Origin of the sequence: Baekduia sp., assembly GCF_035685985.1 — a bacterium.
In the GTDB taxonomy this organism is placed as follows: domain Bacteria; phylum Actinomycetota; class Thermoleophilia; order Solirubrobacterales; family Solirubrobacteraceae; genus Baekduia.
Window position 1 is genome coordinate 47,380 of sequence record NZ_DASRZV010000022.1, and the last position, 19,629, is coordinate 67,008.

A 19,629-nucleotide genomic window follows, 5' to 3' on the forward strand; every position below is an offset into this window, starting at 1 on the left:
AGCCGACGCTATCGGCGACTGGGCAGGACCACGCGGTCCTTGCCCAGGGCTTTGGCCGCCAGCAGGCACTCGTCGGCGGCCTTGAAGAGCGTGGCGACCGTGCTCGCGTCCCGCGGCGCGACGGCGACGCCGGCGCTGGCGGTGATCGGCCCGGCGATCGTCCACTCCGACGCGCGGATCGCCCCGACCAGGCGCTCGGCGGCGCGGGTGGTCTCGGCGTCGTCGGCGTTGGGCAGCACGACGGCGAACTCCTCGCCGCCGGTCCGGCAGACGACGTCGCCGGCGCGCACGTGCGCCTCCAGGACCTCGCCGAAGCGCACCAGCACGGCGTCGCCGACCGGATGGCCGTGGACGTCGTTGACGCGCTTGAAATCGTCGACGTCGAGCAGCACGAGGCCGACCGGGGACTCGTCGCGCTGGGCGCGCGACAGCTCGGCGGCGAGGCGCTCGTGGAAGTGGCGGCGGTTGAAGAGGCCGGTCAGCTCGTCGGTGCGGGCCTGCGCGGAGAGCAGCTCGCGGCGGCGCGCGTTGTCGTAGGCCAGCGCGGCCAGCGACGCGAAGCGCTTGATCAGCTGCGCCTCCTCGGGCGAGAACGACGGGATCGCGCCGGACAGCTCGGGCGCGGAGTCCTCGCGCCAGACGTTGAGCGTGCCGATCACGCGGTCGGCGACGATCAGCGGGCAGAAGACGATCGCCTCGACGTCCTGGGGCGTGTCGGCGATCTGGTGGCGCCCGAACCACGGGTGGCCGGGCTCGAGGTGCACGAGCTGGCGCGAGCGGACGACCTTGCCGCTGATCGAGTTGTCGATCGCGGGCGCGTCGGCCATCGTCTCCTCCACCCACGAGCCCTCGGCGAAGACCGGCTTGAGCCGGTTGTGCTCGGCGTCGACCTCGTAGATCGCCAGGCTCGTGTAGGGCACGATGCCGCCGAGCGCGCGCGCCATCGACTGCAGCGTCGCGGGCAGTGACTGCTCGGCGAGCACGCCGGCCACGGCGTCGATGATCGACTCGAGGCCCCTCACGACGCGGGTGGCGGAGACGGTCTGCATCGGCTCTCCCCTGAGACATCGGCCAGAGGCGGGCGGAGATTGAGAGCGATGGTCCGATCGGCCATCCTTGCGGGCGCGACGCTTGCGCGCGCAACATGCCGTTCGGGCCTCCCCTCCGCGGGTCAGCCGGCCTCGCGCCCGGCCCTGACCGCGCGCTCGGCGGGCCTCGCGGCGGCCTCCAGCGCCCGGAGGTCGCCGGTCCGCCGCGCGTGGGCGATGCGCATCCGCGCCAGCGCCTCACGCTCCAGAGTGCCCGCGCGATAGCGGCGCAGGCGGTAGATCCCGAAGGCCACCATGAAGAGCCACGCGATCGTCGAGGTGACCGCCGTCTGGACCGTGCCGGCAACGACGACGACGTGCGCGAACGGCAACCTCCGCTCCTTCCGTGACCCTCGGTGACCCAACCGCGGGCGGTAGCCTCGCTCAACCGCTCTCAGATGGCATACGTTCGAGCCTTCCTGAGCGCTCAGAGAGCAAAAGGTGTGCAAAGCCGGGTCAGCGGCGGTGCGGGGCGCGCTCGCGCAGCAGGTTCGCCAGCCGCGCGAACGGCATCGGGCGGCCGACGAGGTAACCCTGGGCCTGGTCGCAGCCCAGCGCCTGCAGGAACGCGAGCTGCTCGGAGGTCTCGATCCCCTCGGCGGTGACCGTGCGCCCGAGGGCGTGGGCCATGCCGACGACGGCGGCGACGATCGCGCCGCTGGAGGCGTCGGCGGGCAGCCCGGCGACGAACGAGCGGTCGATCTTGATGCCGTCGATCGGGCGCTCCTTGAGCATCGACAGCGAGGAGAAGCCGGTGCCGAAGTCGTCGAGCACCAGGCGCGCGCCGAGCGCGCGCAGGCCGTCGATGGCGTGGGCGGTCGCGTGGTCGCTGCCCAGCAGCGCGGTCTCGGTGATCTCGACCACGAGCGCGCGCGCCGGCAGCCCGGAGTCGGCCAGCGCGCCCTCCAGCGCGGCCAGGAACGCCGGATGGCGCAGCTGGCGCGGCGAGACGTTGACGCCGAGCCGCAGGTCGCGGCCGGTCGCACGGCGCACGGTGACGGTCTGCGCGCAGGACTCGCGCAGCACCCAGGCGCCGAGCGCGTCGATCAGGCCGGTCTCCTCGGCGATCGGGATGAACTCGTCGGGGCCGACCGCGCCGAGCGCCGGATGCGTCCAGCGCAGCAGCGCCTCGCAGCCCACGATCTCCTGGTCGCCGAAGCCCGCGATCGGCTGGGCCACCAGGTGGAACTCGCCGCGGTCCAGCGCGCCGCGCAGCGCGGCCTCGACCTCCAGGCGGCGTCCGGTGCCGTCGCCGTCGCCGTACCCGCGCCGGTGGCGGTTGCCGCCCTCCTCCTTGGCCGCGTACATCGCCTCGTCGGCGCGGCGCAGCGCCTCGTGGGCGTCGGCCTCGCCGCCGGCGATGACGGTCAGCCCGACGCTGGCGGTCGGCGTCAGGCCGTGGGCGTCGCAGGCCGACGCGGCGGCGACGGCGGCGACCACGCGCTCGGCGACCGCCGCGGCGTGGTCGGGCTCGATGTCCTCGGCGACGATGACGAACTCGTCGCCGCCGAAGCGCGCGACGGTGTCGCCCGGCCGCACGCATCCGGCGACGCGCTCGGCGACGTCGCGCAGGACCTCGTCGCCGACGTCGTGGCCGAGCGTGTCGTTGATGAGCTTGAGGCGGTCGACATCGACGAACAGGACCGCGAGCGTGGTGCCCGACCGCCGGGCCCGCGCCAGCGCGTGCGTCAGGCGGTCGAAGAGCAGCCGCCGGTTGGGCAGGCCCGACAGCGGGTCGTGCGTGGCGCGGTGGACGAGCTCCTCGGTCGCCCGCCGGCGCTCGATCGCGATCCCGGCCAGGCGCGCGGCGTCGCGCAGGAAGCCCTTGTGGCGCTCGGTCGGCGTCCGCGGCCGGTCGCCGTAGACGCCGAAGGTCCCGAGGACGTCGCCCGCGCCGCCGAGGACCGGGAACGACCAGCAGTGGCCCAGGCCGTGCTCGCGGACCAGCGGGAGGAACGCCGTCCACCTGGGGTCGGCCTCCAGGTCGGCGCTGATGATCTCGGTGCCGTGGTGGGCGGCCGCGCCGCAGGAGCCGACGTCGGGGCCGATCACCACGCCCTCGAGCTGCGCGACGTAGGAGGCGGGCAGCGACGGCGCGGCCCCGTGGTGGATCGTGCGCAGGACCGGGTCCAGCAGCAGGACGCTGCCGCGCAGCGACGGGTCGTAGTTCTCGATGCTCAGCACCACCTCGCGCAGCACGTCCTCCAGCGGCGCGTCGGCGGCGATCAGCTCGTGGATGCGGTTGTGGTCCTCGACGACGCCGTTGACGCGACGCAGGTCGCCGGCGGCGATCCGCAGCGCGATCTCGCCCGCGATCGCCTCAGCGAAGTCGCCGAGCATCGCCAGGTCCTCGTGGGTCCAGGCGCGCGGGTCGGGCTGGGCGACGCAGAGCGAGCCGATCGCCTGGCCGTCGACGCAGATCGGCGTGCCGGCGTAGGCGTGCAGGCCGTGGTCGCGGTAGATCGCGATGTCGTGCAGCTCAGCGTGCTCGCGCGTGTCGTCGACCGCCAGCGGCGCGGCGCCGGCGACGACGTAGCGGCAGATGCCCAGCTCGAGGCGCAGCGTGCGGTCGTCGAGGTCGGCGCCGACGAGGCTCTTGAGGTACTGGTGGCGCTCGTCGAGCAGCGAGACGGCGGCGACCGGCGTGCGCAGCGCGTGGGCGGCCAGCCGCGCCCAGCGGTCGAACGCCGCCTCGGGGCTCGGGTCGACCATGCCGGTGCGCCGGAGCGCGCCGAGGCGGTCGGGGTCGGCCAGCGCAGCGGCCATGCGCTGGGGATGGAAGCGTTCCGGGTCGTAGGGCACCGCTCCCGGGTTCATCGGCGACTCCTACCCGCTCGGGCATCCCGCGATCGGGTGAGCGTTGCCTAGGAAACGCCGGTGTCTCGACTCTGACAGAGGCGTGCGACGGGCTCGTCCGCCGCTCAGCCCCGCGGCGCGTAGCGGTGGTGGAGCATCAGCGCGTTGCCGTCGGGGTCGGCGAAGAACGCCATGTGGCAGACGCCGGTGTCGAACGTGTCGCCGAAGAACGTCAGGCCCTTGGCCTCCAGCGCCTGGCGGGCGGCGGCCACGTCGGCGACGTTCAGCGCGACCGGGTTGGCGTTGCGCGCGAACTCGCCGACGCCCATCTTCACCGGGTCCATGATGTTGAAGGTCACGGTCCCGTTCTCGAACTCCGCGAAGTTGCGCTCGGGCATGTAGGCGGAGCGCTCCAGCTCCAGCGTGTCGCCGTAGAAGGCCACCGACCGGTCCAGGTCGGTGGTCGGGATGGACACGAAGTCGACGCCGTTGACGATGGTCATGTAAAGACTCTGCCGCATGTCCCCCGGGCTCCTCAAGTACGACGACCACGACTGGATCACGCGGCCGCACGAGGACGGCGAGCCCGCGCGGCACGTCGCCGAGCTGAGCGAGGCCGCGGGCACCGAGTGGTCGCGCGCGAACGTGTGGCGCTACGAGCCGGGCGCGGCGGGCAAGCGGCATCGGCACCCGACGCAGGACGAGACGTTCGTCGTCGTGCGCGGCACGTTGACGATGTACTTGGGCGAGCCGCCCGAGCGCGTGGACGCCGTGCCCGGCGACGTGGTCCACGTGCCGCACGGGACGCCGCTGCAGACCGTCAACCACGGCCTGGACGATCTGGTGGTTTACGTCCACGGCTGGCCGCCGGAGGAGGAGAATGCGCAGCTCCTGCCCTCAGCGATCTGAACCGGTGCCATGTTCCTCTCCAGCGACGATCCACGCGACATCCCCAACTACGAGCGGGCGTTCTCGCAGCGCCCGGAGGTCTACGAGGCCTGGCTGGGCCTCAACGGCACGATCAAGGCGGGGATGGACCCGCGGCGCTACGAGCTGGTGAGCATCGCGGTCGCGCGCGTGCTGCGCTCGTCGTACTGCTCGCTGGCGCACGCGTCGCGCGCGCTGGCCGGCGAGCTGGCCACGGTCGACGAGCTGACCGACTCGACCGGCCTGCCGCCGGCCGACCAGGCGGTCGTCGCGTTCGCGCAGCGGATCGCGCGCGACGCGTCGGCGATCGGCGAGGCCGACGTCGACGCGCTGCGCGCGCACGGCCTCGGCGACCAGGAGATCTTCGACGTCGTCGCCGCCGCGACCGCGCGTTGCTTCTTCGCCAAGACGCTGGACGCCGTGGGCGCCCAGGCCGACGCGACCTTCGCCGCGATGGAGCCCACGGCGCTGCGCGACGCCCTGACGGTCGGGCGCCCGATCGCCGAGGCCGACGCGCCGAGCCGCCTGCGCTAGCCGCCGTCCCGCGCGTGGGCCGCGCGGGCCGCGCGGATCGCGCGGGTCTCGCGCGTCCACGCGCCGAGCAGCCGGTCCAGCGCCTTGGCGCGCTCGCGGGCGGGCTCGAGGTCGGCGATCGTCCACGACGAGGAGTGCTCGACGCGGTCGATGTTCGCGTGGCCCAGCTCGAAGCGCCGGGCGCGGAGCTGCTCGACGTGGCCGTGGCTCAGCGGGATCGGGACCGCGTCCTCGGGCGCCGCCGCGTTCTCCCGCGGATCCCAGCCGATCGCGTCGAGGGTCGCGAACGCGTCGCGGTAGATGCGCGCGAGCGCCCGCTGCGCGTCGGCGCCGAAGCGCTCGACCTCCTCGAAATAGTGATGGTTTGCCTCGAGGGTCGCGATGGACTGCTCGCGAACGACCTCGGCGACCTCGCGATCGACCGTGACGACGCAGACGTCGGTACGCTGGTTCGTGCTCATGGGAGTACGCCGCTCCTTTGGGCCATGCCCCCGGCCGTTTCCGCGGCGCGGGGGCGAATTAGTTAAGGATGTTGTGGTGGGTGGGATGTTACTCAGGGGTGCCCACGGGTTGTCAAGGTGTCTTCTGACGCAATCCCGCTTGCCGCCGGTCCGAGGCTCCCCCTACCGTCCTCGTCCGTGTCCGACGCCGACGACGACACCCCCGACCTGGCCCGCGAGCTGGAGGAGCGCGACGAGCTCCTGCTCTCCTGCCGCGAGCTGCTGCTGACCATCGGGACGCCGGCGGCCGCCGCGCTGGTCGGCCACATCAACGCGGTGCTGGACCTGGACGACGGGTTCGGGCGCTAGCGGCGACCGCTGAGCAGCTGCTGCGCCGAGACGCGCGTCGGCACGGTCGCGGTGACGTCCGCGTCGATCGGCTGGGGGTCGAGCTTGCGGACGGAGGCGCGGATGCGGCCGCGGCCGCCGGCGAGGTCGACGATCACCATCCAGCGGTCGTCGGTCTGGACCTGCAGGTGGGCCGTCGCGCCCGCCGCGACCGGGCCGCCGACGACGCGGCAGCGCTTGCCGCGCCGGTACAGCTCGAAGTTCGGCGCGTCGATGAGCAGGACGTTGCCGCCCTGCTCCGGCGTGACCTCGACGACGGTGCCCGCGGCGCAGCGCCCCAGGTCGTGCTTGACGAACGTGGCCATGCCCCAGGTTCGCGCAGCGGCACGCCGCGCGGCAACCGCCGCGGGCGGCGAGCCCTCGCCGAAGCGGCAGGTCCTAGGTCAGGTGCCAGTTGCCGCGGTTGTCGCGCTTGTTGCAGCGAAGGCCGTAGCGCTCGTAGTCCTTCTCCGCGCGCGCGGTGTGCCGGCAGAACTGGCCGCGCGCGATGCACTTGGACTGGCCCTCGATCTTCGCCCGCGTGCACGCGGCGTGGGCGACGGGTCCGCCCTGGTCGGCCATCGCCGCCCCGGCGGGGATGGCCAGGGCGATCACGGCGCCGGCGAGCGCGAGTCCTCGATGCATGGCGCGGAACCCTAGGAGAGGTGCTCACCAGTCGCACCGAAGACTGGACCATCGAGGGGGCGAATCCCATGGGCCGGCTGGGATTCGAACCCAGATCTGACAGATTATGAGTCTGCTGCTCTAACCGGTTGAGCTACCAGCCCACGCGAATCCTAGGGGTCGTTCCGGGGCGCGCGGGGTAGGCTCGGGACGTGCCCACCGAACCACATGACCTGACCTTGGCCGAGGCGGTCCGGCGGGCCGCGGAGGCCGTGGATCCCAACGGTGGCGACGACACGATCGCCCAGCTCGCGCGGCGGTTCGAGGACCGCGACGAGCCGATCCGCGGGGTCGAGGACGTCGACGAGCTGATGGCCGAGGCCGTCCGGGAGCTCGACGTCGACGTGGAGGACGACGACCCCGCGCTGGCGATCGTCGGCGCGGTCGTCACCTACCTGCGCTTCCGCACCAACCAGGCCGACGACGACCCCGATCGGCTCATCGAGCTGGCGGTCGACGCTGAGTACCACGGGTCTCCCCCGCCGCGCGTCGCGGCGTGGCTGGCCGCCGAGGCCTAGGACATGGACGACGACGTTCGCGCGATGCTCACGTCCACCAAGGCGTGGGCGGTCGTCGGCTGCTCGCCGGACCCGTCACGGGACTCGCACCGGATCGCGGCGCTGCTGCGGCGGGAGGGCTTCACGGTCATCCCGGTCAACCCGCGCGAGACGTCGATCCTCGGCGAGCGCTGCTACCCGAGCGTCACCGACATCCCCGACGACGTCGACGTGGACGTCGTCGACGTCTTCCGCCGCGCCGACCAGGCCGGCGTCCACGTCGACGAGGCGATCGCCCGGCCGGGCGTCAAGGGCGTCTGGCTGCAGCTGGGCGTGATCGACGAGGCGGCCGCGGAGCGGGCGCGCAAGGCCGGGCTGCACGTCGCGATGGACCGCTGCCCGGCGATCGAGCTGCCGCGGCTGCGGGCGGCGACGAGCTGAGGACGCGGGCGCGCCGACGGCGCGTCAGCTGTCGACCTTGGCCACGGCGCGCTCCAGCTCGCCGGCCGAGAACGCGCCCTCGAAGCGCGTCGAGATCACGCCGTTGCGGTCGATGACGAACGTCCACGGCTCGGTCTGCAGCTTGTAGGTCTTGAGCTGCGACCGCAGGCCCTTGTTGACCTCGTTGTCCTGGTAGACCTCTTGGTGGATGAACGACACCTTGTCGCCGACCTTGGCGGACACCTCGTCGACCACGTCCACCACCGGGCCGCACACGCGCGACTGGCAGAGCTGCGGCGTCGCGAACGTCAGCACGACCGGCTTCTTGCCGACGACGTCGGCGAAGTCGTCCTTGAGCAGGTTCGCGGCCGGAGGCAGGCGCGTGTCGATCTTGGCCAGGTTGCCCGAGACGTCGGCCGGCGTCAGCGTGTGGATCACCGGCGCCTTGTCGCCCACGCCCGGCGGCGTGACCTTCTGCACGCCGACCTCGACGCCGATCGGCGACGTCGCGACCATCCGGCCGTCCAGCCGCGCGATCGCGAGCATCGCGTACTTGCCGTTCTTCTTGAACGGCACGTCGGCGACGTAGACGGCCCGCGCGCTGTTGGGGTCGGTCGCGGTCTGCTTGCTCTCGAACTGCGGCGAGACCTTCAGCGACTCGCTGCGCGCCGGGAACGGCCCGCGCGCCGAGGCGCCGGACGTCGACCCGACGTAGAGCGCCACCTGCGCGCCGGTCAGCTGCTTGCCGGCGGTGTCGAAGAGCGCGAAGCCGACGCGGTTGCTGCCCTTCTCCAGCAGCGACACGCTCGGCGCGAGCACCGGCCCGGACGGCAGGTTCCCGATCACGTCGGGCAGCGTCTTGCCCGCGGTCGGCGGGAACTCCTCGGCCTTGGCGGTCGCCGGCTGGGCGGGCGCCGCGGCGTTGCCGGCTCCTCCGTCGCCTCCCCCGCCGCACGCGGCGACGACCAGCGAGCAGGCGGACAGCAGCAGGACCGGGAACAGGCGAGAGCGACGCATGGGCAGCGGGAAAGGCTAGTGGCCTGATTGGATACCGCGCGCCGGTGACGTGTTAAGCGGAGATGGAGGAGACGACGTGAGCGAGCGGCGGCGTGCGGCGATCGTGACGGGCGCATCGAGCGGGATCGGCCTGGCGGTCGCCGACATGCTCGGCGAGGAGGGCTTCGGGCTGACCGTCGCCGCCCGGCGGCCGGAGAAGCTGGAGCGGGCCGCGGCGGGCCTGCGGGACAAGGGCTACGAGGTCGAGCTCGTGGCCGGCGCGCTCGGCGACGAGGACGGCGTCAAGGCCGTCGTCGACGCCCACCGCGCCCGCTTCGGCCGGCTGGACGTCCTGGTCAACAACGCCGGCGTCGGCATCGGCGCGTCGGTCGCGGACATCGAGACCAAGCGCCTGGACATGCAGCTCGGCGTCAACCTGCGCTCGATCATCCTGTTCTACCGCGAGACGGTGGACCTGCTGCGGGCGGCGGCGGCCGAGACCGGCACGGCCCAGGTCGTCAACACCGCGTCGATCGCCGCCAAGCGCGGCCAGGCGTGGCTGTCGGTCTACAGCGCGACCAAGGGCGCGGTCGTCAACTTCACCGAGGCCATGCACAAGGAGCTGTCGCCCGAGGGCATCAAGTCGACCGCGCTCTGCCCCGGGTGGGTCGACACGCCGATGACCGAGTTCGTCAAGGAGTCGGTCCCCGCCGAGGAGATGATCACGCCCCAGGACATCGCCGAGGCGGTCCGGCTGTTGTTGAAGGTCTCGCCCGCGTGCATCATCCCGGAGATCCAGTTCATCCGGCCCGGGGAGTGAGCGCGGGGCGCTAGCGCTCGACGAGGTGGCGGCGGCGCTCGACCTGCGCGAGCGCGCCTTCCGCGGCGGCGTCGTCGCGCCGCTCGCGCAGCCAGCCGAGGCCGACGCGCCGGGCCTCGGCCTCCTTGCGCCGGCGGGCGATGCGCTGGTGGTCGGCGATCGCGCCGCCGAGGTCGGCCTCGTGGAGGATCGAGTCGGTCAGCTGCGACTCGAGGATCGCCAGCTCGCGCGCGGTCGCGCGGCGGGCGCGCTTGCCGCCCGCGAAGCGGTCCCAGGCGTGCGCGAAGGAGACGAACGAGGTGCGCCCGCCGTGGCGGTGGGCGGCGAGCATCGGGCAGACGCCGCCGCTGCGGTCGCTGTAGGCGCCGACGATGATGTCGTTGGCGCGGATGCCCTGGAGCATCGCCTCGCGCGTGCGCAGCGGGAGGCAGTCGATCGCGAGCCGGAGGTCGTTCAGCGGCGTGTCGCGGCGTCCTCGCATAGGGTCCCCGACAGCGTACGCCGCCGGGCTCGCCGTGGGAAGGCGGGTTCCTCCTCCTGAAAGGTTCGTTGCAACATGAAGCTGGGTGTCCACATCGGCTACTGGGGCCTCGGCCTGACGAGCGCCGATCAGCTGTCGATCGTCCAGGAGGCCGAGCGGCTCGGCTACGACAGCGTCTGGACCGCCGAGGCCTACGGCTCCGACGCGGCGACGATCCTCGCCTGGCTGGCCGGGCAGACGACGACGATCAAGCTCGGCTCGGGGATCTTCCAGATGCCGGGCCGCAGCGCGACGATGACCGCGATGACCGCGGCGACGATCGACCAGCTGTCCGACGGCCGGATGCTGCTGGGGATCGGGTCGTCCGGGCCGCAGGTGTCGGAGGGCTGGCACGGCGTGCGGTTCGGCAAGCAGATCCAGCGCACGCGCGAGTACATCGAGGTCGTCCGGATGGCGCTGGCGCGCGAGCGGGTGGTCTACGACGGCCAGGCGATCACGCTGCCGCTGCCCGACGGGCCGGGCAAGGCGCTGAAGCTGACGATCGCGCCGGTGCAGGAGCGGATGCCGATCTACCTGGCGGCGATCGGGCCGCGCAACACGGCGCTGGCCGGCGAGATCGCCGACGGCTGGATGCCGACGCTGCTGTCCCCCGAGCACCTGCCGATGTTGAAGGAGTCGCTGGAGGAGGGCGCGGCATCGGTGGGCCGGACGTTGGACTATGAGAACGGCTTCGACATCGCGCCGACCGTCAACGTGAACATCACCGAGGACGACGTGGCGGGCGCGCGCGACGCGATGCGCCCGTTCCTGGCGCTGTACGTCGGCGGCATGGGGTCGCGCGAGAAGAACTTCTACAACACGCTCGTGCGGCGGTACGGGTTCGAGGACGCGGCGCGCGAGGTCCAGGACCTGTACCTGGCGGGTCGCAAGGAAGAGGCGGGCGCCGCGCTGCCCGACGAGCTGATCGACCTGGTGTCCCTGGTCGGCCCGCGCGACCGGGTGCGCGAGCGGCTGCGCGCGTACGCGGACGCGGGCGTCGGGACGCTCGGCGTCTCCCCGATGGCGTGGACGCGCGACGAGCGGATCGCCCAGCTGCGCGCGGTGGCCGAGTTGATGGAGGAGATCTGAGGGTCCTCCTGGGCGCGTTCGGGGACGCGGGCCACGCGTTCCCGATCATCGCCCTCGGCCGGGCGCTGCGGGCGCGAGGCCATGATGTGGTGGTCGAGACGTGGACGCGGTGGCGCGAGGACGTCGAGCGCGAGGGGATGCGGTTCGCGCCCGCGCCGGAGTACCACGTGTTCCCCACGCGGGAGCGGCCGCTGAAGCCCTACGAGGCGGTGCGGCGGGCGACGGGCGTGACGCGGGAGCTGGTCGCGCGCGAGCGACCCGACGTCGTGGTGAGCGACATCCTGACGTTGGCCCCCGCGTTGGCCGCGGAGCTGGAGGGCGTGCCGTGGGCGACGCTGATCCCGCACGTGGACCCACGCGGCGACGCGGGGTTCCCGCCCTACTCGGTCGGCGCGCGGCTGCCGCGGACCGCGATCGGCCGCCGCTGGTGGCGCACGTTCGACCCGCTGGTCGGGCGCGGGCTGTCGCTCGGGCGCGACGAGCTGAACGAGACGCGGGCGCGGCTGGGCCTGCCGCCGCTCGACCACGTCCACGGCGGGATCTCGCGGTCGCTGGCGCTGGTCGCGACGTTCCCGCAGCTCGAGTACCCGCGCCGCGCGCCGCTGCCCAACACGCACGTGGTCGGGCCGCTGCAGTGGGAGCCGCCGTTCGGCGACGTCGAGCCGCCGCCCGGGACCGACCCCTTGGTGTTGGTCGCGCCCTCGACCGCGCAGGACCGCGACGGCCGCATGCTGCGCGCCGCGCTCGCGGGCCTGGCCGATCTCCCCGTGCGCGTGCTGGCGTCGACCAACCGCCGCGGCGAGACCGACGGCTTCGACGTCCCGGCCAACGCGCGCCTGGTCGACTGGGTGTCCTACTCGCGCGCGATGCCGCGGTGCGACCTCGTCGTCTGCCACGTCGGCCACGGGACGCTCATGCGCGCGCTGGCCGCCGGCGTCCCGGTCGTCGCCTGCCCCGCCGCGGGCGACATGAACGAGAACGCGGCGCGCGCGGACTGGGCGGGCGTCGGCGTCCGGCTCCCCCGCCGCCTCGTCACCCGGACCGGCCTGCGGCTGGCGGTGACGCGCGCGCTGGCGACGCCGTCGCTGGGCGCGCGAGCGCGGGAGCTGGCCGCCTGGGCGGCCACGCACGACCCGGGCAGGCGGGCGGTCGAGCTGGTCGAGCGGCTGGCGGCCGCCGGCTGATCGCGCCGGGCTCGCCGCGCGTTCGCCACCTTCGGCGGCCGTTCCGGCACACCGGCGCACGTAGCGTCTTCGCCCATGCCCACCGCACCCGCTACACATCCCGTGCTCTTTCGTGTACCATCCAAAATCGTGGAGCGCCTCAACATCACCCTTGACGACGACCAGGCCGAGAAGCTCGCCCGCCTCGCCGAGCGCATGCACATGCAGCCCGGGTCCCTCGCGCGCTCCCTGCTGTCCACCGCGATCGACGAGGCCGATCCGGACGCGCGCAACGTCGTCGCGGTGCTCGACAGCATCGATGGCGCCTGGGACCGCATCCAGCTCGGCGCCGCGCAGGCGCGCTCGGGCCAGACGATCCCGCTCGACGCCCTGTAGGCCCGCATGGCCACCGTCGAACTGGCCCTCGCCGCCGTCGAGGACCTCGACGCGCTCGTCCGCAGCCATTCGCTCCCGGCCGACACGCGTGCCCGTGTGGCACGTTCGCTGCGGTCGCTGGAGCGCTTCCCGCTCTTGGGCCCGGAGCTGACCGGTCGTCTCGCCGGGCACCGCTTCCTGCTGGGCCCGTGGCGCTGGATGGTGATGGTCTACGTCTACCTGCCCGACGAGGATCGCGTGGTCGTCGAGTCCATCCAGGACGCCCGCGCCTCGCGCCTTGCGCGCTGACCGTGCGTCCTGCCCGCTCGCGACCGGCTCGCCGCGCGCGAGCAGGCGCGCAAAGCGCGTGGTCTCGTGTGCGAACGGCCATGCTGAAGTGGAGAGCGGCCTGGCCGATCTTCCCGTAAGATCGGAAGCGTCCGCCGCGGCGGACCAGCCGTGCCCGATCCGGGGTAGCTCAATGGCAGAGCATTCGACTGTTAATCGAAGGGTTGTGGGTTCGAGTCCCACCCCCGGAGCTGAGTGACCGAAGCCCGCCCACCGAGGCGGGCTTCGTCGTCGGTGAGGTCAGGAGGCGGAGGCCTGCTCGTCGATGGCCTGCGCGATGAGGGCGTCGCGGCGGGTCGCGAGCTGGTCGCGGCGCTGGCGCAGGGCGGCGACGCCGCCGGTGCCGGAGGCGAGGGCCTCGGCGATCTGGCCGGTGAGGCGCAGGACCTCGATGTTGGCGAGCTGGCCCTGGAGCGCCGCGCGCGACGGCGCGAGGTCGGCGGCCTTGGTCACGAGCTTGGCGACCGAGCGGCTGAGCATCGCGTCGTCCTCGGGCAGGCCGTCCTGCGGCGCGCGCAGGTGGTCGCGCACGTGGACGAGGACGCGGCGCATCGCGTCGCTGCTGAAGCTGTCGAGGTCGAGGCCGGCCAGGACCTCGGCGGCCACGTCGGGCGTCGCGATGCATTGGGCCAGGAAGTCGCCCTCGGCCTGCGCCAGCGGGCTGACGCGCGGCGTGAGCACCGCGGAGGACGACCCGAACCGCTCGTCGTCACGAAAGCCGCCGCCCCCGCCGCCGCCGAAGCCGCCACCGCCGCCGTTCCGGCGACCGCCGTTCTGTCCGCCGCCGCCCGGCCCCCCGCCACGCGGCGGCGCCGGCGCCGCCGCCCGCTCCCCGGCCACCGGCAGCCACGACGACACCAGCGCCTCGTCCAGCCCGACCTGCCCGGCCACGTGCGCCAGCAGCTCCTGGCGCAGCGCGCTGGGCGGCAGCGTGGCGAAGACCGGCCGCAGCGCGGCGATCGCCGCGTCCTTGCCCTCGGCGTGCGACAGGTCGGCGCGGTCCAGCTCGCGCTCGACCTGGAAGCGCACGAACGGCACCGACCGCCCGACCATCTCCCGCGCCGCGTCGGCGCCCTCCTGCTGGACCACGTCGGCCGGGTCCAGCCCGTCGGGCATCGGCACCACGCGCAGGTTGAGCTTCGACTTCGCCGCCACGCGCGAGGCCTTCATCATGGCCTCCTGCCCCGCGCTGTCGGCGTCCAAGGCCAACAACACGGTCTTGCCGAGCTTGGCCAGCTCCCCGACCTGGCGCTCGGTCAGCGACGTGCCCATGATGCAGACCGCGTTCTCGATCCCCGCCTGGTGCAGCGCCAGGACGTCCATGTAGCCCTCGGTGGCGATCACCTCGTCGGCCTTGGTCGCCGCCGAGCGCGCCAGGTGCGACCCGTAGACGATGTCGCCCTTGTGGAAGATGTCGCCGTCGGGCGAGTTGAGGTACTTGGGTTGCTGGTCCTTGCCCAGCGCCCGCGCGCCGAAGCCCAGCACGCGCCCGCGCTGGTCGCACAGCGGGAACGTGATCCGCCGGCGAAAGCGGTCGTAGAGCCGCCCCTCGCCCTTGCTGCGCAGCCCGAGCCCGGCGTCGAACAGCTCGCGCGCCCCGTAGCCCTGCCGGCGCGACGCCATGAACAGCTTGTCCCACGCGCTGGGCGCGTAGCCGACGCGGAACGTCCGCAGCGTCTCCTCCGTGAAGCCGCGGTCGCGCAGGTAGGCGCGCGCGGGCTCGGCCTCGGCCGACTCCCACAGGAAGCGCTCGTAGAACGACGCCGCGCGGTCCAGCAGCTCCATCAGCCGCTCGCGCGCCCGGCGCCGCTCGGCCGCCGCCGGGTCCTCGTCGGCGACCGTCAGCTCGATCCCGTAGCGCTGCGCCAGCGACTCCAGCGCGCCGACGAAGTCCAGCCCCTCGGTCTCCTGGACGAACCGGAACGCGTCGCCGCCCGCCCCGCACCCGAAGCAGTAGTACATGCCCTTGTCGGGCGTGACGTGGAACGACGGCGTGCGCTCGTCGTGGAACGGGCACAGGCCCTTGTACTCGCCCGGCCCGGAGCGACGCAGCTCGGTGCGCGTCGAGATCAGGTCGACGAGGTCGACCGCGTCGCGAACCTTGTCCTTGTCGGTGTCCTCGTAGCGCGGCATCGGGCGGAGGCCCTAGCTTAGGCCTCCGCCCGCGCGCGGGCTCAGTTGACGTCGAGCCGGAACGAGGTCAGGAAGCGCCACGTCCGGACCGTCGAGCTGAACGCGCTGAACGAGCTCTCCCCCGGCCAGCCGTGCTGGGCGTCGAGGACGCGGTCGTGCACGACCATGCGGTCGTCGGGGCACGTCCAGCGCAGCTCCTGCACGTCGCCCGCCGGCGCCGAGCGCCGCGCGGCGCCGGTGCAGTGGTCGCGGGCCAGCCAGGCGCGCAGCCAGTTGCCGACCGCGTCGGCGTGGTCGGCGCGCTTGCCGTTGTAGGGCACGACCTGGTCCTTGACGCCGTGGATCTCCAGGATCGGCAGCGGCCGCATCGGGTGGCAGTCGGGCAGCGTCGAGTAGCCGCCCGCGACCGGCGCGGCGGCGGCCAGCAGGTCGGCGGCGTCGCAGGCCATGCGCGCGGTCATGCCGCCGCCGTTGGAGACGCCGGTCATGCCGACGCGGTGCTTGTCGGCGCAGGACACCTTGGTGAGCGTCGTGATGACCTTGCGCAGGTAGGCGACGTCGTCGGGCTTGCCGGGCACGCTGCCCGACACGTTCCAGAACGGGCGCGAGCCGGTGGCGGTCGGGTAGGCCACCAGGAAGCCCTTCTGGTCGGCCAGGTGCGAGTAGCCGGTGTAGTTGGCGATGTCGGACGCGGTCTGCCCGGCCCCGGGCATCACGATGATCAACGGGCGGCCGGGCTTCTGGGCCCCGGGCGGCACGTGCAGCGCGACCGGTGGATGGGCGCTGTCGACGACGATCCGGTGGGTGCCGGGTCCGGGCCCGACGCAGCCGGGCACGGACGCCGCGGAGGCCGTCGAGCCGCTCTTGCGGGTGTCGGCGCGGCTGTGGACGAACGCGCCGCCGGCGACGAGGAGGGCGAGCAGCGCGGTGGACGCCGCCCAGAGAGAACGCTTCATGCGGTGAGGAACAGGTGTCGGGTCAACATGTAGGTCATGGCGGTCGCGACGGGCAACGCGGAGATCTCCGCGGCGATGCGGGCGACCGCCAGCAGGTCCGCCAGGGCGGCGGCCCCGCCTGCGCTGATCGCAGCGCCGAGGGCCTGGATCGCCACGTAGCGCACGACGACCGAGGTGCCGTGCACGCCGGTGGCATGAAACGTCCAGGCGCGATTCAGACGGTAGCCGTTGGCGGCGCCCGCGGCGAAGCCCGAGGCGGCGGCTATCGGAATGGGAACACCCGCGCGTGTCAGCAGGATGTCCACGATCAGCGTCACGAGCGTGTTGGAGACGCCGACGACGCCGAAGCGGACGATCCTCATCAGCTCGATCCTGGTCACCGGACGAGCTCCGTCTCGAGGTCGTGGTTCTGCAGCCCGGTGACGGTCCGCGTCGGGTAGTAGTTCACGGCGTGCAGCACCTTGGGCAGCTGCGGCGCGGCGCCGACGGCCAGCCAGACGGTCAGCAGCACGACCACCGGCATGATCCGCGCGCGCGGCACGAGCGCCAGGAACGGCAGCGACCAGGCCAGGTACCACGGCATCACCCACGCGACGGTGAGCAGCGCGGCCAGCAGGGTCAGCCCGATGACCGCGGGCGCCAGGCGCCGCCGGTAGGCGACCGCGACGATCCCGGCGAGCGTCACGACGGCCAGCAGGTCGCGGGCGGCCGCGCGCACGCCGGCGTCCGCCCCGCCGTGGCCCGCCCCCAAGCCCCCGAGGTTCGGCAGCGACAGCGGCGTGACCAGCCGGTCCTGGATCGACAGCGCGGGCAGCGCGCCGCCGAAGACGAGCGTGATCACCGCCAGCGTCGCGGCGCCCGCGGCGGCGGCGCCCGCGAACGCGGCGGGGCGATCGCGCGCGCCGAGGACGATCAGCGGCACGACGACCGCGAACGACGGCTTCAGGCCCGCGGCGGCGACGACGAGCGCGCCGGCGATCGCGTCGCCCTTCGGCGTGCTCTCGCGCCGCGTGATCAGGACCGTCGCGCCCAGCAGCGCGACGATCGACGGCCCGTCGTTGTGCAGGCCGCCGATCCCGTAGATCAACGTGACCGGGCACAGCCCGACGCAGGCGATCGCGCGCTGCGGCGAGCGGTCGTAGCGCCGGGCCAGCGACGCCGTGAGCGCGAGCGTGCCGAGGGCGCAACCGAGCACGACGGCCTTCCAGACCACGAGCGCGGCCTGGGCCGAGATCAGGCCCAGCGGCGCCGAGGCGAGCGTGAACAGCGGGCCGTACGGGCTCGGCAGGTGGTGCCAGTTCGACAGCGCGTAGGCCACGTCGCGGTGGGCGCTCGTGGCCGGGACGTGGGTGTAGGGGTTGCTGCCGTCCAGCGCCATGCGCCCGTAGACGACGTAGTTGAAGACGTCGGTCAGCGGCTGCGGCGGCCCGAGGACGATCAGCGCCTGCGCCGCGCCGACCGCCCCGAAGACGACCTTGTAGGGCAGCGCGTCGGCGGCCGCCCACGCGATCAGCCACGCGAGGCCGAGCACGCCGAGCCCGACCGCGATCCCGGTCTGCAGGTGGATGACGTGGATCGAGGTCTCGCTGTCGAGGATCCCCCGCAGCGGCCCGAGCAGCCACGGCGCGTGCGTGCGCAGCGTCGGCGGCGAGAGCACCGACGGCCGGGCGGCCGCGGCCAGCGCGAACCACGCGGTGGTCGCCAGCGCCAGCGCCAGGCCCACCGAGGCGACGACCGCCAACGGGCGGGGCCGCGCGGTCAGGATCCCCCGACGGCGGCGTGCGGCGGCGGGTGCGACGGCCTCAACCGCCATGCCCCACCCCCAGCCGGTAGACCACGCCGCCGTACGGCTGGCCCGCCGCGCGGCTGACGTCCGTCCCGTGCGCGCGGATCCACCGCGCGTCGGGCGAGCAGGCGTCGGAGGCCACCACCACGCGACAGGAGCCTCCCGACACGGCGTAGCGCACCTCGCCGCGCGCCACGGCGCGGGCGAGCGCCGACGGCGGCACCAGCGTCTGGCCGCGGTCGGCGTCGAGGATCAGCTGCGGCTCGCCGGAGCGGGTGATCAGCGCGGCGGCCTTGGTCACCGCGACGTCGGCGGCCTCGTAGCGCGCGCCCGCCTGGTGGGCGCGCAGGTAGTCGTCCAGCGAGGCCAGCCGGGCGGGCGGCATCGCGCCGAGCGTCCCGGAGTCCTCGACGTGGTCGCCGACCGCCGCGGCCGCCACGCCCGCCGACGCGGCGAGCACCACGACGGTCGCGATCAGCACGCCGCGACCGCCGAGCCGCGCGGCGGCGATCCCGATCACGCCCGCGATCGCCCCGACGAAGGCCTCCGCGTAGCGCGGCCGGAAGCCGGCCTGGACGCTGAAGAGCACGGTCCCGACCAGCAGCCACGCGCCGAGCGCCAGGAGGCCCGGGCTCAGCCCCGGCCCGAAGCGGTCCCGCCGCCGCGCGAGCAGGACCAGCACCAGGCCCCAGGCCAGGGCCAGCTCCAGCCCGAGGCGGCCGAGCATCCCGTCCTGGCCCGACAGCAGCCGCAGCGGGCCGGGCGGCGCCGGGACCGTGCCGTGCCCAACGGCCCCGGACGCCGTCGGCAGCGCGGCTCCGGTCAAGCGCTGCCACCCGTCGTAGACGAACGTCGCCGACCACGCCGAGCCGTCGCTGGACCCGAAGGCCCACGGCCGCTGCGACGCCGGGACCGCCAGCGTCAGCGTGACCAGCCATGCCAACCCGACCGCGACGAACGCCGCGCCCGCACCCCCGAGCGCGAGCACGCGGCGCCGCCACGGCACGTCGTGCGCGCCCGCCAGCCACAGCACGGCCAGCGGGATGAACCCCAACAACGCCTCGAACAGCTTCACCTCGAACGCGAGCCCCATCAGCGCGCCGCCGATGACCACCCGCGACGGCCTGCCGTCCCGCGCGCCGCGCGCGGTCACCGCCAGCGCGCCGAGGATCAGCGCGCTCATCACGCCGTCCATCGTGTCGCTGCGCGCGGTGATGACGTCGATCGGCAGGACGGCCAGCGCGGCCGCCGCGATCAGCGCCGCCCGCGGCCCCGCGAGCGTCCGGACCAGGTCATACAACAACAGCACCGCGACCACGCCGCCGATCACGCTCGGCAAAAGCAGGCCGACGGTGTTGAAGCCCACCACCTTGGTCGACGCCACCTGCAGCCACAGGTCGACCGGCGGCTTGTCGACCGACACCTGCCCGCTCGGGTCGATCGCCCCGGTCAGGAACGCGTGCCACGATCCGCCCATGGTCCGGACGGCCGCGTCGTAGAACGGGTCCAGCGGCGTCGCCCCGAGCGCCACGGCGCGCAGGGCGGCCGCCACGACGAGCACGCCGCCGAGCGCGACCCGGCCGGGCGTCACGGCCGCCGGGAGACGACGGGGCCGGAGAACGCCCGTTCCAGGGACCCGGATCGCGCCC

General features: G+C 73.8%; 24 protein-coding genes and 2 tRNA genes. 11 read left to right on the top strand and 15 right to left on the bottom strand.

Translation table 11 applies throughout. The features are described 5' to 3' along the window. Positions 1-8 precede the first annotated feature (8 nt). From VFG42_RS11725 to VFG42_RS11740, 4 genes are all read right to left on the bottom strand, one after another. Entirely contained in the window at positions 9-1,049 is a 1,041-nt protein-coding gene (locus VFG42_RS11725; RefSeq protein WP_324908550.1) for a sensor domain-containing diguanylate cyclase, read from the bottom strand. A 122-nt stretch (positions 1,050-1,171) separates the two neighbouring features. Then, the gene (locus VFG42_RS11730; RefSeq protein ID WP_324908552.1) at positions 1,172-1,420 is read right to left on the bottom strand and encodes a hypothetical protein; all 249 of its coding nucleotides are present in this window, start codon (positions 1,418-1,420) and stop codon (positions 1,172-1,174) included. A 124-nt stretch (positions 1,421-1,544) separates the two neighbouring features. After that, complete coding sequence (locus VFG42_RS11735; protein ID WP_324908554.1) at positions 1,545-3,905, bottom strand: EAL domain-containing protein; 2,361 nt, start codon at positions 3,903-3,905, stop codon at positions 1,545-1,547. Positions 3,906-4,009: 104 nt separating this feature from the next. Next, entirely contained in the window at positions 4,010-4,387 is a 378-nt protein-coding gene (locus VFG42_RS11740) for a VOC family protein (RefSeq protein WP_324908556.1), read from the bottom strand. A 16-nt stretch (positions 4,388-4,403) separates the two neighbouring features. Between VFG42_RS11740 and VFG42_RS11745 the strand changes: the two genes are divergently transcribed. Continuing rightward, a complete protein-coding gene (locus VFG42_RS11745) occupies positions 4,404-4,793 on the top strand; it encodes a cupin domain-containing protein (RefSeq protein WP_324908558.1) in 390 nt (129 codons plus the stop codon). Positions 4,794-4,802: 9 nt separating this feature from the next. Beyond that, positions 4,803-5,345: a carboxymuconolactone decarboxylase family protein gene (locus VFG42_RS11750; RefSeq protein ID WP_324908560.1), complete on the top strand. Its 543-nt coding sequence runs from the start codon at positions 4,803-4,805 to the stop codon at positions 5,343-5,345. On the opposite strand, the gene VFG42_RS11755 is transcribed toward VFG42_RS11750, so the two are convergent. Further along, on the bottom strand, positions 5,342-5,806 hold the full coding sequence (locus VFG42_RS11755; RefSeq protein WP_324908562.1) for a hypothetical protein: 465 nt from the start codon (positions 5,804-5,806) through the stop codon (positions 5,342-5,344). The genes VFG42_RS11750 and VFG42_RS11755 overlap by 4 nt on opposite strands. A gap of 177 nt (positions 5,807-5,983) precedes the next feature. Here VFG42_RS11755 and VFG42_RS11760 point away from each other — a divergent pair, with 177 nt between their 5' ends. Further along, complete coding sequence (locus VFG42_RS11760; RefSeq protein ID WP_324908564.1) at positions 5,984-6,154, top strand: hypothetical protein; 171 nt, start codon at positions 5,984-5,986, stop codon at positions 6,152-6,154. Here the strand turns inward: VFG42_RS11760 and VFG42_RS11765 are convergent. From VFG42_RS11765 to VFG42_RS11775, 3 genes are all read right to left on the bottom strand, one after another. Beyond that, positions 6,151-6,498, bottom strand: a complete 348-nt coding sequence (locus tag VFG42_RS11765) for a DUF1883 domain-containing protein (RefSeq protein ID WP_324908566.1) — start codon at positions 6,496-6,498, stop codon at positions 6,151-6,153. The genes VFG42_RS11760 and VFG42_RS11765 overlap by 4 nt on opposite strands. 73 nt (positions 6,499-6,571) lie before the next feature. Then, on the bottom strand, positions 6,572-6,817 hold the full coding sequence (locus tag VFG42_RS11770; RefSeq protein ID WP_324908568.1) for a hypothetical protein: 246 nt from the start codon (positions 6,815-6,817) through the stop codon (positions 6,572-6,574). Between the two features lie 69 nt (positions 6,818-6,886). Next, positions 6,887-6,960: transfer RNA gene (locus VFG42_RS11775), tRNA-Ile, on the bottom strand. A 48-nt stretch (positions 6,961-7,008) separates the two neighbouring features. Between VFG42_RS11775 and VFG42_RS11780 the strand changes: the two genes are divergently transcribed. Further along, positions 7,009-7,374 (top strand): hypothetical protein, encoded by a 366-nt coding sequence (locus VFG42_RS11780; RefSeq protein ID WP_324908570.1) that lies wholly within the window; start codon positions 7,009-7,011, stop codon positions 7,372-7,374. Positions 7,375-7,377: 3 nt separating this feature from the next. Then, entirely contained in the window at positions 7,378-7,794 is a 417-nt protein-coding gene (locus VFG42_RS11785; RefSeq protein WP_324908572.1) for a CoA-binding protein, read from the top strand. A gap of 24 nt (positions 7,795-7,818) precedes the next feature. Here the strand turns inward: VFG42_RS11785 and VFG42_RS11790 are convergent, their stop codons facing one another. Beyond that, complete coding sequence (locus VFG42_RS11790; protein WP_324908574.1) at positions 7,819-8,811, bottom strand: hypothetical protein; 993 nt, start codon at positions 8,809-8,811, stop codon at positions 7,819-7,821. 76 nt (positions 8,812-8,887) lie between these two features. On the opposite strand from VFG42_RS11790, the gene VFG42_RS11795 reads away from it, so the two are divergent. After that, positions 8,888-9,610: an SDR family oxidoreductase gene (locus VFG42_RS11795; RefSeq protein ID WP_324908576.1), complete on the top strand. Its 723-nt coding sequence runs from the start codon at positions 8,888-8,890 to the stop codon at positions 9,608-9,610. A gap of 10 nt (positions 9,611-9,620) precedes the next feature. Here the strand turns inward: VFG42_RS11795 and VFG42_RS11800 are convergent, their stop codons facing one another. After that, positions 9,621-10,091: a hypothetical protein gene (locus tag VFG42_RS11800; RefSeq protein ID WP_324908579.1), complete on the bottom strand. Its 471-nt coding sequence runs from the start codon at positions 10,089-10,091 to the stop codon at positions 9,621-9,623. 75 nt (positions 10,092-10,166) lie between these two features. On the opposite strand from VFG42_RS11800, the gene VFG42_RS11805 reads away from it, so the two are divergent. The 5 genes from VFG42_RS11805 (at position 10,167) to VFG42_RS11825 (ending at position 13,296) form a co-directional block, all read left to right on the top strand. Then, complete coding sequence (locus VFG42_RS11805) at positions 10,167-11,219, top strand: LLM class F420-dependent oxidoreductase (protein WP_324908580.1); 1,053 nt, start codon at positions 10,167-10,169, stop codon at positions 11,217-11,219. Between the two features lie 89 nt (positions 11,220-11,308). Further along, on the top strand, positions 11,309-12,403 hold the full coding sequence (locus VFG42_RS11810) for a glycosyltransferase (protein WP_324908582.1): 1,095 nt from the start codon (positions 11,309-11,311) through the stop codon (positions 12,401-12,403). Between the two features lie 75 nt (positions 12,404-12,478). Then, the gene (locus VFG42_RS11815) at positions 12,479-12,778 is read left to right on the top strand and encodes a hypothetical protein (RefSeq protein ID WP_324908584.1); all 300 of its coding nucleotides are present in this window, start codon (positions 12,479-12,481) and stop codon (positions 12,776-12,778) included. A 6-nt stretch (positions 12,779-12,784) separates the two neighbouring features. After that, positions 12,785-13,066: a hypothetical protein gene (locus VFG42_RS11820; protein ID WP_324908586.1), complete on the top strand. Its 282-nt coding sequence runs from the start codon at positions 12,785-12,787 to the stop codon at positions 13,064-13,066. 158 nt (positions 13,067-13,224) lie between these two features. Then, positions 13,225-13,296: transfer RNA gene (locus VFG42_RS11825), tRNA-Asn, on the top strand. A gap of 49 nt (positions 13,297-13,345) precedes the next feature. Here VFG42_RS11825 and dnaG read toward each other — a convergent pair. From dnaG to VFG42_RS11850, 5 genes are read right to left on the bottom strand one after another with little or no spacing between them, the layout of a single operon-like run. Then, positions 13,346-15,238, bottom strand: coding sequence for a DNA primase (gene dnaG, locus VFG42_RS11830; RefSeq protein ID WP_324908588.1), 1,893 nt, complete (start codon positions 15,236-15,238; stop codon positions 13,346-13,348). Between the two features lie 41 nt (positions 15,239-15,279). Next, a complete protein-coding gene (locus VFG42_RS11835; protein WP_324908590.1) occupies positions 15,280-16,194 on the bottom strand; it encodes an alpha/beta hydrolase family esterase in 915 nt (304 codons plus the stop codon). Next, a complete protein-coding gene (locus VFG42_RS11840) occupies positions 16,191-16,574 on the bottom strand; it encodes a GtrA family protein (RefSeq protein WP_324908592.1) in 384 nt (127 codons plus the stop codon). The genes VFG42_RS11835 and VFG42_RS11840 overlap by 4 nt, the downstream gene beginning before the upstream one ends. Further along, positions 16,571-18,007, bottom strand: coding sequence for a glycosyltransferase 87 family protein (locus tag VFG42_RS11845; RefSeq protein ID WP_324908594.1), 1,437 nt, complete (start codon positions 18,005-18,007; stop codon positions 16,571-16,573). Before VFG42_RS11845 ends, VFG42_RS11840 begins: the two co-directional genes overlap by 4 nt. Beyond that, positions 17,997-19,571, bottom strand: coding sequence for a glycosyltransferase family 39 protein (locus VFG42_RS11850; RefSeq protein ID WP_324908596.1), 1,575 nt, complete (start codon positions 19,569-19,571; stop codon positions 17,997-17,999). Before VFG42_RS11850 ends, VFG42_RS11845 begins: the two co-directional genes overlap by 11 nt. Between the last annotated feature and the right edge of the window lie 58 nt (positions 19,572-19,629).